This window comes from Rhodohalobacter sp., from assembly GCF_041686455.1.
Classification (GTDB): domain Bacteria; phylum Bacteroidota; class Rhodothermia; order Balneolales; family Balneolaceae; genus Rhodohalobacter.
In genome coordinates this window covers 1-13,222 of sequence record NZ_JAWLDW010000077.1, presented here as the reverse complement: position 1 = coordinate 13,222, position 13,222 = coordinate 1, and the positions used below count along the sequence as shown (strand labels likewise).

Sequence of the window (13,222 nt, the reverse complement as noted above, 5' to 3'; positions counted from 1 at the left end):
ATGATGCAGCTGCAGCCCATTCATCCAAATGGAATCATCTACTCAGGCAGTAACGGGAAGCCTCCGCTTTTACTCCATTTCGGAATCATCTTATCCAGAATACTCAGTCAGCTTCGGGGTACAGATAAAAAGAGTCCCCTTATCAACTTCCTGACTTTCGGCAAGTACAATAAAGTGTTCAAACCTAATCGTACAGATTTTGACTGGCTGACCAGGGATCAAGACATTGTGGATCAATATATAAACGACCCGGTCTGTGGTTTCATTTATTCGGTTGGGTTCTATCGCGACCTCTTTCTCGGTCTGAAAACTCTTCATCAACATGAACCATTTTCAGGTTACAGTAAACCGGTACCCATGCTTTTGGTTTCCGGTGATGAGGACCCGGTTTCTAACATGGGCAAAGGAGTTCATCAGCTCAAATCAATCTTGGAAAAATCCGGGGCTGAATCTGTAGACATACAGCTTTATCCCGGAGGCCGTCACGAAATGCTTCATGAAATTAATCGTGATGAAGTGATGACCGATATACTTACCTGGTTGCAGAATCACATGAACAGGTAATCTCATTTTATCAACCAGCGATGAATCAGCTGCGAAAAATAATTAAGAAGTTTATCCCTGTTCTCGTCATTATTTTGTTCACCGGGCTGATCCTGTCCCGTGTTTTTTCGCCGGATCGACAGCAAAAAATTGAGGTAACCACTACAGCAAGTGAAGCCGTAGATCACCGGGGAAAGTACGCTGAAGTTTGCGGTAAGGTTGTCTCTGTTCAGACGATCAAACAAATTGGCGGGGAACCGACATTTATCAATTTTGAAGAGGCCTATCCCAATCAGCATTTCACCGGTGTAATCTGGGGAGAGGACCGGCCGGCCTGGGACAGCTCTCCGGAAGATCTCTATACTAATCGGCAAATCTGCGTAGAAGGATTCATCCAAATACATGAGGGAACACCTCAGATCAGAATCAACTCGCCTGTGCAGGTTCGATATAATAATGAATAGATAAACTTTACGGGAGCGGATCGTAGGTTACCATTCCGATACTGCTCTTTTCAGCTCTGTCAAATTCAGCTTCAGTTGGCCGGGTAGTCATTACCGGTTTAGGTAGATTCTGAACAACCTTTTCCGTCATTGAGCCCAGGAATAGATGTGCGAAGCCACTATGACCGTGAGTTGCCATTACAACAAGGTCTGAGTTTTTATCTGCATATTTTTCGATTTCATAATGAACTGAGTTTCCGGCAATGACTACCGTTTTCAAAGGTATATATTTTTTAGCATCTGCTTTGCCCGCCTTTAAACTGTCCAGAAATGACTTATCACTTCTTTTTAACTCAATACCCTCAGGCTTTCGATCCTTCAGATAGTAATCCAGCCGGCTCATCAGCTGTTCATAAATTTTCTCTTTCTGATGTGTCTCCGGTTTAAAATCGGAATCATCGGTCATTCCCCCGTGCAGTTCCATGACATAAAAAAGTGCTACTTCCGCACCAAACGCATGCGCCAGCGCTACGGCGTGTGGCAGAGCACTCAATGAGAGTTGGGATGAATCGGTTGGCAGCAATATCCGTTTGATGTCACCGGCTGTTGTGCCTTTATCAATAGCCAGCACCGGTACTTTAGAATTTCTAAGTATACGCAGTGTTGTAGATCCTCTTTTCATAAAAGATTCATCCTCACCTTTGGAGCCCATCACAATCAGATCATACCCCTCGCCATTTGCATAATGAATGATTGAATCGGAAGCTTTTCTATTCTTCCCGATATGAATTTTTCCTCGAATGGGCTCTTCGATCTTTTCCAGGACTGAATTTAACTTTCTTTCTGTCTCTTTTACTATATCAGGAATCACATCCTCATCCGGATCAACGGCTACCGGTATTTTTTTTAATGTTTCCCTCAGGTATTCACCGGTTGGCAGAACATGCATCAGATCTATCTTACCGGCAAACTTATGAGCTAACTGCTTTGCCACTGCATATGCAGCCTCAGCTCCACTTGAAAAATCTGTAGGCACCAAAATTTTCCTATACTTTTCCATACCTCTTTAACTTGCCGTTAATATCTAGTTTAATCGTTATACTTTATGTTCTATTTATCATCTATTGCAATGTCGATGAGCTCTATAACATTTTCGTAAGCTTCGTCAACAGTCTCCCCTTCGGCATTCAACTCCTTACCCTTACTATTTTTTACAGTAACTTTTACTCCTTCCCATTTATCACTCTTTTTTGCTGATATGACTGTAAAGCCGCGATAGCCCTCATCTTTTAGTCGATTTACGCGTTCCTGAAGTACCGATTCTGAATTCCCGTTCATCATGTTATTCATATTTCCTCCTGTTCATTTTTTAAGCACATCTACTCTTAAAAAAACGATTTATCTTTCAAAATCATATAAAAATTTGACTGAACGCTTACTAAGGGATTTCCTTATGGCTTGATCAATGTGACATTGACACGACCTGATCGCGCTAAACTTATCCGGGTATAATTTAATCGGCTAATCAATTTTCCTCTTTCGTCACATCCCTACTAAACTTAGGTAAAACATACTCCTCTTACCTTAAATACCCTTCAAATCGTTGATGCATAACGCGCTGACTATTTAGTTTAATATTAAATTAATTTTGCTCGAAGCTTGCAACTCACTATATTTAGTTCAACATTAAACAATCATACAACTTTTTAATAACATAACAATGAGTACTGACACACTAACCAAATGGACCATCGACACGGCTCACTCTGAAATAACGTTTAAAGTGAAACATTTGGTCATATCGACCGTTACCGGAAAGTTTAAAGATTTTGACGCGTCAATTGAGTCTGACAATGAAGACTTTGAAAATGCAAAAATCTCCTTTGAGGCAAACATTGACAGCATTGAAACCGGCAACGAAGATCGCGATAATCACCTGAAGTCAGAGGATTTCTTTAATGCAATCGAATATCCAAAGATGACATTTGAGTCTGCCTCCTTTAAGAGAACCGGTGAAAGGGAGTACAAACTGATAGGCGACTTGACGATTCGCAACAACATCAGACAGGTTGAACTGGATGCCGAGTATGGAGGAACTGTTGTTGATCCTTATGGGAATACCAAAGCCGGATTTGACGTAACAGGCAAGATCAATCGGAAAGATTTTGGATTAACCTGGAGCGCAGTAACGGAAGCCGGAAGCGTTGTGGTTTCAGATGAAGTGAAACTGAATCTGAATGTTCAGTTTACTAAAAACTAATTCTCGAAGATTTGGTTAGATCCACCGTCATGCCAGAAAGGGTGTGGCGGTTTTTTTATGCACACATTCCGTCAAATAGATCTATTCCGGAATCAAAGGCGACCCCTTTGAATGGGGACAGGCCTGCACTATGAGGCATATGCAAAGTAGTGGGGATGATAAATATTTGCTGTTCAACTAATCAGGGTATTCATTTTATGATGGATGTAAACCGTATTCCAGTAGCAATTCAGACTTTTAAATAGAGTAAAAGAGCCCTCCGGCCTTGATTGGTGGAGCTCATTTTTTGAACGCGGCAGCGAAATAGCATGGTTTGCATCAAAGCGCGGAAGACATCACAATATCGGCTCCCCTGGGAGCGATCGATGTTGTGTAACCGCGCGGGCAAACCAGGCCCGGAAGCAATCACCGTCCGGGTCCCGAGACTTCGGGATGTTTACTTTTGGCGCCCCAAAAGTAATGTTTGTGACAGATAATAAAAGAGTAAAATCATCGCTCAGTGAATCGTCCCCCTCAATCCCCCTTCAAAAGGGGGACACTTTTGGTATTCAAACCTTATCCCAAGCTGTTAAAAATAAAAAAGGCGTAAGTTCTGCACTCACGCCTTTTCGAATTGGATAATTACTACTGATTAGTATCGGTACTGATCAGACTTATAAGGTCCTTTAATCGGTACTCCGATATATTCAGCCTGATCTTCAGTCAATGTCTCGAGTTCTACACCGATCTTGGACAGGTGCAGACGGGCTACTTTCTCATCAAGAGATTTTGGCAGCACATGTACGCCCGCTTCAAACTCTTCCGGTCGATTCCAAAGTGCAATCTGTGCAAGCGTTTGATTCGTAAAACTGTTGCTCATCACAAATGAAGGATGTCCGGTTGCATTACCGAGATTCATCAATCTACCCTGAGAAAGCAGTACAACTTGTTTGCCACTGTCATTTAACGTGAAGATATCAACCTGTGGTTTAATATTCTCTTCTTTGGCATTCTGCTTAAGCCAGGCTACGTCGATCTCGTTGTCGAAGTGACCAATATTTCCAACGATCGCTTTATCTTTCATTTTTTTGAAGTGACGATCCTTGATAATGTCCTTGTTTCCGGTGGCGGTCACAAAAATATCACCTTCTTCAACGGCACTGTCCATGGATTTCACTTCAAAACCGTCCATTGCAGCCTGAAGCGCACAAATTGGATCAATCTCGGTAACAATTACGCGGGCTCCTGCACCTTGCATTGAAGCGGCCGTACCTTTACCTACATCACCATATCCGGCAATAACAGCAACCTTCCCGGCCATCATCACGTCGGTGGCTCGGCGAATCGCATCAGCAGCTGATTCTCGGCAACCATACTTATTGTCAAACTTCGACTTGGTTACAGAGTCGTTCACATTAATGGCCGGCAGCGTCAGCGTACCTTTACGCTCACGCTCAATCAGACGAAGAACGCCGGTAGTGGTTTCTTCAGAAATTCCGTTAATACCGTCAATCAGTTCAGGAAAGCGGTCCAGCACCATATTGGTCAGGTCGCCTCCGTCGTCCAGAATCATATTCAATGGCTCTCCGTCAGGAAAGTGCAGGGTTTGCTCTATAGCCCAGTCAAATTCCTCTTCGGTCATTCCTTTCCATGCATACACCGGAACACCCGCTTCGGCCATCGCTGCAGCCGCGTGATCCTGTGTAGAATAGATGTTGCATGAAGACCATGTTACGTCTGCACCCAATTCAATCAGCGTTTCAATAAGAACAGCAGTCTGTATCGTCATGTGAAGGCAGCCTGCAATGCGAGCTCCTTTAAGCGGTTGTTCGTCTTTATACTCTTCCCTAAGGGCCATCAGTCCGGGCATCTCAGCTTCTGCAAGATCAATCTCCTGCCGCCCGTAATGAGCCAATGAAATATCTTTAACTTTATAAGGTAATTTTTCTACTTGTTGCTCCATGTTATTCGTTTGTTTGTATTAAAAATCTTTGCTGATCTTAGAAACAGCTTTTATTGGATGATTGTTCAGCTGTTCATTAAAAATATTTCTGAATCAGTTCTTTCGTTTTGTTGTAGTCGCCTTCGCGGCCATAAGATCCCATCTCAATCGAGATAAGCTTCCCATCGGGGTCTACAAAAACCTTGAACGGGATTCCCTGGCCGCCTAGTTTGGCAAACACTCCTGTATCATCATAAAGCCAGTTAAAATCGTAATCATTCTCTTCTGCGAATTCCCGGGCATCTTCAGGACCTTCATTTAGCCCAACCGTAACGGCAAGAACCTCAAACTGATCAGGATATTCTTCCCGGAGTTCATCCATAGTTGGAAATACCTGGAGGCACGGGCCACACCACGATTCCCAAAAGTCGATTAAAACCAATTTTCCTTCAAAATCTTTAATACTAACTTGATTCCCGTCCAGATCGGCAAACACAGCATTTTCTACAATCGCTTCATTTGAGGAGTCACCCGAACTCCCACAAGCTGAAATGGAGGCAATAAGAATTACAATAAAGCTTAGTTTTATAAAAGTATTAAAAGTCATAGTCGTCAATTTATTGAAGCACTGCTTTTGGTTCATATAAACAAAAAGCTATTTTTATCAAGCATTAAAGATAGTGATTATCTGTCAAAATATTTATCTGCTATACGAATCAGTAAAGATGTTATTACTGTTAAATTTATCAGAATAACTTAACGTGAGTCTCGCTTCAACAATTCTTATATTTTCTGCGTTTATAAACTGAAAAACTTTCCCATGATATTTGATTTCACAATCGTTGGAGCAGGAATTGTTGGCCTATCAACTGCTTACAAACTCTCCCTATCGTACCCCGATGCCAAAATTCTGGTTCTCGAAAAAGAAGATCGGGTTGCGCCCCATCAAACCGGGCATAATTCGGGTGTGATTCACTCCGGTATATACTATAAACCGGGAAGTTATAAAGCACGGAACTGTGTAGATGGCCGGCACCAATTGGTTCAATTTTGTAAGGAGAATGATGTTGCTTACGACATCTGCGGAAAAATCATTGTCGCTTCCCAGGAGTCAGAAATTCCGAGTTTATATGAAATTTACGAGCGGGGCCTTCAGAATGAGATCGAGGGAATCAAGGTTATCGATAAGGATGAGATGCTGGAAATTGAACCGTATGTAAGCGGAGTTAAAGCCATTCATGTTCCCTGTACAGGAATTGTAGATTTTGTTGGGGTATGCCGTAAGCTTGCGGAAAAAATCGCAGAGGGTGGTAATCAGGTAAAACTGAGTAGTCAGGTACAAAGCGTTTCAAGAAGAAACGGCGCTCTAAATATCCTGACCTCATCCGGTACATACCAAACTCATTATTTGATAAACTGCGCCGGGCTTCACTCAGACCGCGTGGCACGGTCGGCCGGTGTTCAGAGTCCGGTTAAAATCGTGCCTTTTCGGGGTGAGTACTATGAGCTTACACCGGAAGCAGAGCATAAAGTAAAGGGGCTGATCTACCCGCTGCCCAATCCTGAATTTCCGTTCCTCGGGGTTCACTTCACCAAAATGGTTCTTGGCGGTGTGGAGTGCGGTCCCAATGCGGTCTTTACATTCAAACGTGAAGGGTACACAAAAGGCTCTTTCGATTTTCAGGATACCATTGAAGTGGCCGACTTTCCCGGATTCTGGAAACTTGCCTCACAACACTGGAAAATGGGAATTGATGAGATGTACAGATCCTACTCCAAACGCGGTTTCCTTAAAAATCTTCAAAAACTGATTCCCTCCATTGAGCTTCAGGATTTAACCGGATCTCCCTCAGGTGTTCGGGCCATGGCGCTTAAACCCAACGGTGACATTCTGGATGATTTCTACTTTGAAACGACCGATCGCGAAGTGCACGTACTGAATGCTCCAAGCCCGGCAGCTACAGCAGGACTCTCCATTGGCGATGAAATCGTCAAAAAAGTTAAAGAGAATTTTTCGTTGGTTTGAGGGTGGTCATATTTCAAGCTCTAACTTAGTAGAAAAGTTTCCCCTCTTTTGGAAGTAGGGGACAAAGGGGTGGTTGAATTCTTGATTACACCTGAATTTTTACAGGCAACTTCAATAAATGAACGAACACCCCTCCCTCCGCTATCCGCGAAGGACTCCCCTCGAGGGGAGAATTTCACTTAAAGTTGAATTGGTTTAGATTTACATGTACCCTTAAAATCAGTAATAAACTGTCTCTAATCAACAATAAAAAATTTCACGAACAGTACTATTTTGTCAACTATTCAAACCGATTCCCTTACCCGTCGTCTCTATGCAAACGATGCTTCTCTTTACGAAGAGCTCCCGAGAGGAGTCTCCTTCCCAAATTCCCGGGATGATATTCAGACTCTGGTTCGAAGATCAAAAGCTGAAGATTTTACGATAACTGCACGAAGTGCCGGAACCAGTCTCGCCGGACAAACAACCGGAGCAGGTATCATTATGGATACTTCCCGCCACATGCAAAACATCCTTGAAATCAATTCGGAAGAGAATTATGCAAGAGTTCAGCCCGGGGTGATTCGTGACACATTAAACCGGGAGGCGGCAAAGACAGGACTTCAGTTCGGACCCGATACCGCAACCACAAACCGCTGCATGCTGGGCGGGATGATCGGCAATAACTCCTGCGGTTCGTTCTCCATCAAACATAAAACCACGCGTGAGCATATTCTCGAAATTAACGCCGTGCTGAGTGACGGCTCCGCAGTCACATTTAAACCGTTATCAAGTGAAGAACTCAACCAAAAACTGAAGCTCGATCCGTTGGAGGGAGAGATATACCGCGGGATGCTGGAACTGCTGAAAACGCATAAAAATGAAATTCTGAAGCACTACCCGCATCCCGACATCATCCGAAGAAATACCGGATACGCACTCGATCGCCTCTGTGAAATGGATCCGATCACCCCGGGTGGTCGACCTTTCAATCTTGCCGAACTGCTCTGCGGAAGTGAAGGCACCCTGGCAATGACCGCATCCGCCAAAGTGAATCTGGTTCCTCTGCCCAAACACAAAACAGTTGTCATTCCTCAGTTTGATTCACTCCATGAAGCGATGCTCGCCACCGTGGAAGCCGTGAAATGGAATCCTGCCGCAGTTGAGCTAGTGGATGACATCATTCTGGATGCTACAAAAGGAAATATTGAGCAGCGAAAGAACCGGTTTTTCCTTGAGGGTGAGCCGAAATGTATTTTGATCATTCAGTTTGAAGGTGACAATCCCGAAAAGCTTCAAAGCAAGGCCGATCAACTTGTAAAAAAACTGAACGAGGTCAAACTTGGATACGCCCATCCTGTAGTATCTGAAGAGGATAAAATGCGCCGGGTATGGGATCTTCGAAAAGCGGGTCTGGGCCTGTTGATGGGACTTGGTTCCGAGAATCGCTCTCCGACTTTTGTGGAGGATACTGCCGTACGAGTTGAAGATCTTCCGGAATACTTGAAAGAGTTCCGGGAGATACTGAAGCGCCACAATACATCATGTGTATTTTATGCGCACGCTTCCGTGGGAGAACTACACCTCCGACCCGTAGTTGATACGATGACCGAGGGCGGATTAAAAACACTCAAATCCATTGCTCAGGAAGTGGCAGATCTGGTGAAAAAATATAGGGGATCGCTTTCGGGTGAACATGGTGACGGCCGGGCGCGTGCTCCTTACATTGAAACCGTTCTCGGCAAGGAGATGATGCCGTTGCTTCGGCAGGTGAAGGAGTTGTGGGACCCGGGCTACCGTTTCAATCCCGGTAAAATTCTCGATCCCAAACCGATCGACAGCGACCTGCGCTTTTCACCCGATTATAAAAAACCGGCTGTTAAAACAACGTTCAACTGGAGAGTAGAGAAGGGTTTTGATTCAGCCGTTGAACTGTGCAACGGCGCCGGTGTTTGCCGAAAACTGGCCGAGAGCGGCGGCACGATGTGTCCATCCTACCACGCCACCAGAGATGAGAAAGATACAACCCGCGGACGTGCGAACCTCTTTCGCCAGCTCTTTTCAGGAAAGCAACAAGAAGCCTTCAAATCTGAAGAGTTGAAGGAGGCATTGAGTCTCTGCCTGAGTTGTAAGGCGTGCAAGAGTGAGTGCCCGGCCAATGTGGATATGGCCAAAATGAAAGCGGAGTTTATGAACGGTTGGCATCAAGAAAATGGAGCTACACTAACAGAAACCTTTTTTGGTCATCCTGAGAAATTCTATCCTGTAGCGTCTCTGTTCGCTCCATTGACCAACTTTATGAACCGGCAAAAACCTGTGAAGAAGCTATTTCAGAAAGTTGCCGGGATTGATGAAAGACGCAATCTGCCGGAGTTTGCACATCAGACATTTTATAAATGGTATCAAAAAAATGAAAAGCAGTTTGTTCAGCCGGGCAGAAAACAGGTAATGCTTTTGGTCGATCTCTTCTCCAATTACCATGAGCCGGAGATTGCAAAAGCAGCATGTCAGGTTTTGAACCGGCTTGGATATAGCGTGATTGTGCCGGGAATTTTCCCGACCGGGCGCCCTCAAATCTCCAAAGGCTTTCTGGATGAGGCAAAAGAGATCTGCGAAACCAACATCCGCCGGCTAATTTCATTTGCAGAACAGGAGATTCCGATTGTTGGCCTGGAACCAAGTGAAATACTCACACTCCGGGATGAATACACTGACCTTTGTGGAGATGATTTACTCGCAAAATCACAAACGATTGCTGCCAACACGTTTTTATGGGAAGAATTCCTCGCAACTGAGCTGGCCGGCGAAGAATTTGAAAAACCGAGAAATGGAAAAAAAGTTCTTGTTCACGGACACTGCCACACTAAATCATTGGTTGGAAATGATCCTCTTCTCCAAAGTTTTCGACTGCTTGGGTTTGATCCTGTAGAGCTTCAAACCGGTTGCTGCGGAATGGCCGGCAGTTTTGGGTACGAACAGGATAAGTACGAGGTCTCAATGGAGGTTGGGGAGCAGACATTATTCCCGCAGTTAAGAGAATTGAATGATCTGGAGATCTGTTCAGAGGGCTTTTCTTGCCGACATCAAATCCGGGATGGAGTCGGGAAAGAAGCGAAGCATCCTGCTGTAATTATGTGGGAAGCGATGCAAGAGAATCTGTCTTGATTTTATAGCCACGGCTCATCTTTTGACGCGAAGCGAAACATGAAAATTTTTAAAAATCTGCGAGACTCTGCGAGAAAATTATTCTACCACGGAGTTCATACTTTTAACAAGCTTCGCCACCCGCTCACCCAATAGAAAACCTTTCTCTGTAAACTGCTCTGAGATTTCATTTTGTTCACTTACCTCAAACGGCGGCTCACCCGTTACGGCAGATGCTCCAAACGGTTGTGTCCACTCCGGACCGCCAACCACAATCATTCCGAACACCAGCATGCTTTGCAGGATATTCATCTGCACAATCTCCTCCCCGGCTGAAATCCCTCCGGCGGTCACAAAAGCCGCTCCGATTTTATCCTTCAGCGGTTGCCCCTCGAACGGCCAGGATGCAATAAAGGCTGATATTTCAGGAGTGACATTGGCATTGTAAACCGGGCTTCCTACGATAATAGCATCGGCCTGTATCAGATCTTCATTTGATACATCATTCACAAACTTCAAAACAACAGAAACGCTCTCCACCGACGATGCCCCTTCTTCCACCGATTGAGCCATCTGCTCGGTATTCCCCGTCTCAGAGTGGTAAACTATCAAAACCTGCTGAGCCTGTAATGACGAAGTAGTAAATAAGAGCAGAAATATTGTTAGTGTAAGTCGAATCATAGGATTAGTTTTATTTGCCACCAAGGCAGAAAGTCTCAAAGGTGCACGAAGTTATCAAAGTCATAATTAATTCTCTCCTTTGTGGGCCTTGGTGACTTTGAGGCAATGACCATCAAGTGAAAATCACACTCAATAAACTACTTAATTATCGGTTTTAGAACTTTGTTTATTCAAACAAACTCACAAAATCATTCTTTTGATTCCCTGCTTGATCAGGGGGACGTTAAAATTTATGAGGTAGCCTAATCTTTTCCCTGTAAGTTTTAGATGGCTCAGAAGCTGTGCTTCCCAAACAGGATTGACATTATCCATCGCTTTCAACTCGCAGATAACCAGATTGTTAACCATCACATCAAGCCGTAAACCTTCTTCAAAGATATGCTCCTCGAACTGTATTGGAACATCAATTTGCCTTAAAACATTGAGACCCATTTCCGTCAAAACATGACAAAAACAGACTTCGTAAACTCTTTCAAGAAGACCTGGGCCAAGTTCTTTATGTACGGTATAAGCGGCATGGACGACTGCCTTTCCAGTTTTCTCTTCTTCAGTACTTAATGGTTCATATTTATCATCTACTTGCATGAATATCCCCCTTTGTGAATCTTGGCGACTTCGAGACTTCGTGGCAATGATTCACAGAGTCTAATTACTGCACCACCTATATTTCTCTTTACAAAATTGAAATCTATTAAATCGCCACCAAGGCAGAAAGACTCAAAGGTGCACGAATGTACAGAATCATTCTATTAATTCTTTTCCTCGAAGATTTACGCAGATAATTTCGCTGAGTCCCGCAGAAATTCTGCGTAAATCTGCGGTTGAATCCGCGACACTCTGCGAGAACCAATAACATGATCTAAAGAGGTCACCTATAACTCAATTCCTCATCCCGCTTCTTTCAATAAGTTCTTTCGCGCTGCTGAGTGCCGACTCAGTAATCTCCTCACCGCTCATCAAACCGGCAACTTCACGGATATGCTCTTCTTCAGAAAGGGCGATAATTTTTGTGATTGTTCGTTCTCCTTCTTCCACTTTTTCCACCTTGTAGTGTTTGTGGGCCTGACTCGCAATCTGCGGCTGGTGCGTAATCGCCACAATCTGACAATACTCCGACAGCTTCCGCATCTCACGGCCCACTTTTTCAGAGATATGCCCGCTAATTCCCGTATCGATCTCATCAAAGATCATCACCGGCAAGTGGTGCTCCTTCGCCAGAATCGATTTCAGCGACAGCATCACCCTGCTAATCTCACCGCCCGATGCAATCTTAGCCAACGGTTTTGGAGACTCTCCCTTGTTTGTTGAAATGAAGAAAGACACCTCATCACATCCTTCAGATGTACACTCAACCGGAACCCCATCAACCTCAACCCAGCCGGAGCCGCCCTTCAGCCAATCCACCCTTACCTGAAAACGGCCATGTTCAATACCCAGATTCTTCAGCGCATCGGCTATATCAGCTGAGAGCTGATTTCCTACCTGTACTCTTGTCTCGTGCAGATCCACTGCTCTCTCCTTTAACACTTCCGCCTGATCCGCAATCTTTTTCTCAATCCGCTCAATTTCCAGGTCAAAATTTTCGGCAACATTCAGTTCAGCCTTAATTTCATTGTAATACTTAATCAGTCCCGATATGTCTCGTTGATATTTTTTCTGAAGCCTGTTCAATTCTGACTGACGCTGACGCAGTGTCTCCAGACGTTTTGGATTAAACTCAATTCCATCCCGATATCGCTCGGCAAACTGCACGGCCTCCTGAATACTGATTCTGGCCGTGGCCACCTCATCCAGATACGTTTGGAATTCCGGCTCTATTCTTGCCATATCCTCCAGATGAAGTTTGATCGTATTGAGCAAATTCATCAAACTTACATCATCTCCGTTTCCAATTTCCGATATTGAAGCAGCTTTTTGGTCCAGATCTTCTGCATTATCCAGAAGATTCATCTCCGACTCCAGCTCCTCCTCTTCGTGGGCGTCCAACTCAGCAGCCTCCAGCTCTTTTACCTGAAACTGGTAGAGCTCCATCTTTTCATTCAGATCCCGCTCCCGGCGTTTCAGATCCCGAAGCTCTTTCTGCAGATCCGACATTTTCTTGTACTCGGCACGATAAGCTTTCAGTACCGGCTGAACCGAATCAAACTGATCAATCACATCCTGGTGATTCTCCTCTTTCAACAGTAGCTGATGATCGTGCTGACCATGCAGATCCACAAGCTGAT

The 13,222-nt window shown here is 44.4% G+C and carries 12 protein-coding genes; 5 read left to right on the top strand and 7 right to left on the bottom strand.

The annotated features are described in order from the left end of the window. On the top strand, positions 1–564 hold a 564-nt coding region (locus tag ACESM0_RS09505), incomplete at its 5' end, for a serine aminopeptidase domain-containing protein (RefSeq protein ID WP_372905888.1). A gap of 20 nt (positions 565–584) precedes the next feature. Next, positions 585–1,007, top strand: coding sequence for a DNA-binding protein (locus ACESM0_RS09500; protein ID WP_372905887.1), 423 nt, complete (start codon positions 585–587; stop codon positions 1,005–1,007). 7 nt (positions 1,008–1,014) lie between these two features. Here the strand turns inward: ACESM0_RS09500 and ACESM0_RS09495 are convergent, their stop codons facing one another. Together ACESM0_RS09495 and ACESM0_RS09490 are read right to left on the bottom strand one after the other, a co-directional pair. Next, positions 1,015–2,046, bottom strand: a complete 1,032-nt coding sequence (locus ACESM0_RS09495) for a universal stress protein (RefSeq protein WP_372905886.1) — start codon at positions 2,044–2,046, stop codon at positions 1,015–1,017. A gap of 50 nt (positions 2,047–2,096) precedes the next feature. Next, the gene (locus tag ACESM0_RS09490) at positions 2,097–2,336 is read right to left on the bottom strand and encodes a hypothetical protein (RefSeq protein WP_372905884.1); all 240 of its coding nucleotides are present in this window, start codon (positions 2,334–2,336) and stop codon (positions 2,097–2,099) included. Between the two features lie 370 nt (positions 2,337–2,706). On the opposite strand from ACESM0_RS09490, the gene ACESM0_RS09485 reads away from it, so the two are divergent. Continuing rightward, the gene (locus tag ACESM0_RS09485; protein WP_372905882.1) at positions 2,707–3,246 is read left to right on the top strand and encodes a YceI family protein; all 540 of its coding nucleotides are present in this window, start codon (positions 2,707–2,709) and stop codon (positions 3,244–3,246) included. A 631-nt stretch (positions 3,247–3,877) separates the two neighbouring features. On the opposite strand, the gene ahcY is transcribed toward ACESM0_RS09485, so the two are convergent. Beyond that, positions 3,878–5,188, bottom strand: coding sequence for an adenosylhomocysteinase (gene ahcY, locus ACESM0_RS09480; protein ID WP_372905880.1), 1,311 nt, complete (start codon positions 5,186–5,188; stop codon positions 3,878–3,880). Positions 5,189–5,264: 76 nt separating this feature from the next. Next, complete coding sequence (locus ACESM0_RS09475; protein WP_372905878.1) at positions 5,265–5,774, bottom strand: TlpA family protein disulfide reductase; 510 nt, start codon at positions 5,772–5,774, stop codon at positions 5,265–5,267. A gap of 216 nt (positions 5,775–5,990) precedes the next feature. Between ACESM0_RS09475 and lhgO the strand changes: the two genes are divergently transcribed. Continuing rightward, positions 5,991–7,193 (top strand): L-2-hydroxyglutarate oxidase, encoded by a 1,203-nt coding sequence (lhgO, locus tag ACESM0_RS09470; protein ID WP_372905889.1) that lies wholly within the window; start codon positions 5,991–5,993, stop codon positions 7,191–7,193. 273 nt (positions 7,194–7,466) lie between these two features. Then, positions 7,467–10,337, top strand: coding sequence for an FAD-binding and (Fe-S)-binding domain-containing protein (locus ACESM0_RS09465; protein ID WP_372905876.1), 2,871 nt, complete (start codon positions 7,467–7,469; stop codon positions 10,335–10,337). A gap of 78 nt (positions 10,338–10,415) precedes the next feature. On the opposite strand, the gene ACESM0_RS09460 is transcribed toward ACESM0_RS09465, so the two are convergent. From ACESM0_RS09460 to ACESM0_RS09450, 3 genes are all read right to left on the bottom strand, one after another. Next, positions 10,416–10,997, bottom strand: coding sequence for a flavodoxin family protein (locus ACESM0_RS09460; protein WP_372905874.1), 582 nt, complete (start codon positions 10,995–10,997; stop codon positions 10,416–10,418). Positions 10,998–11,177: 180 nt separating this feature from the next. Beyond that, the gene (locus ACESM0_RS09455; protein WP_372905872.1) at positions 11,178–11,582 is read right to left on the bottom strand and encodes a GxxExxY protein; all 405 of its coding nucleotides are present in this window, start codon (positions 11,580–11,582) and stop codon (positions 11,178–11,180) included. Between the two features lie 294 nt (positions 11,583–11,876). Continuing rightward, positions 11,877–13,222 (bottom strand): DNA repair protein RecN (locus ACESM0_RS09450; protein ID WP_372905870.1); only part of this gene is annotated, 1,346 nt, incomplete at its 5' end.